Genomic DNA, 773 nt, shown 5'->3' with positions numbered 1-773 from the left:
AGATAAGGGGGTGCACCCGCCTGGCACTCAGATTCGGCGTTGGGGGACCCGATGGCATGGCTCGAGGACTTGAGGGGCCTGAGGGGCCTGATGGGCTTTCGCTACGGAATAACCGGCCACTCGTTGCAGACAGATATAGATGGACGTCTTTGACTTTTAGGGTCCTGACTGGGGTGACAGGAGAAGCTAGGGCTGCACTTTCTTTTTCTCGTTTCTCCTCTGCCCGTTTTCTTTCCCTTTTCTCTCTCTTCTCTCTTTTCCTTATCTTTTCTTTCTCCTCTCTTTTTCTGATCTTTTCCTCTCTTTTCCTGATATCTTCCTCTCTTTTACTGATCCTTTCTTTCTCCTCCCTCTTCCTTTCCATTTTTCTCTCTTTTCTTTCCCTTTTTTCTCGACTATGGCGTTTTCTCGCTCCCAGAAGCACTTCTCGAGACACATGCGCATCATATAACGGCGCGCCTAGATATGCATCTTGCGGAGGTAAAGCCAACTCAGACGAAGCAGGAGCGTAATATGGAGGAACGGGTGCGTGGTAGGGAGGTGAGAAGGGAGGACGATAACCTGGAAGTTGGTGAACATAAGGGGACGACGAAGCGTGGTTTGGGGAGAGGGAGGAATCGTTCCACGAAACAGACACTTGAGGGGCGTCGGGAGCTGGAGGTTCAGAAGGTGGAACAGCAGAAGGTTCAAGCGGAGGAACAGGCGTAGGATCAGAGCCTACAGCCCTATTATAATCTATGCGAGGAATTTCCATAAGCATATCCGAAATAGAA

General features: G+C 50.2%; 1 protein-coding gene. It reads right to left on the bottom strand.

Translation table 11 applies throughout. The annotated features are described in order from the left end of the window. The coding region (locus E2E34_RS37710; protein ID WP_208765421.1) for a hypothetical protein at positions 1 to 436 on the bottom strand (436 nt) is incomplete at its 3' end. Positions 437 to 773: the final 337 nt, after the last annotated feature.

The organism is Streptomyces albidochromogenes, from assembly GCF_005981925.1.
GTDB classification, from domain to species: domain Bacteria; phylum Actinomycetota; class Actinomycetes; order Streptomycetales; family Streptomycetaceae; genus Streptomyces; species Streptomyces albidochromogenes.
This window is presented reverse-complemented; position numbering and strand designations above follow the sequence as displayed.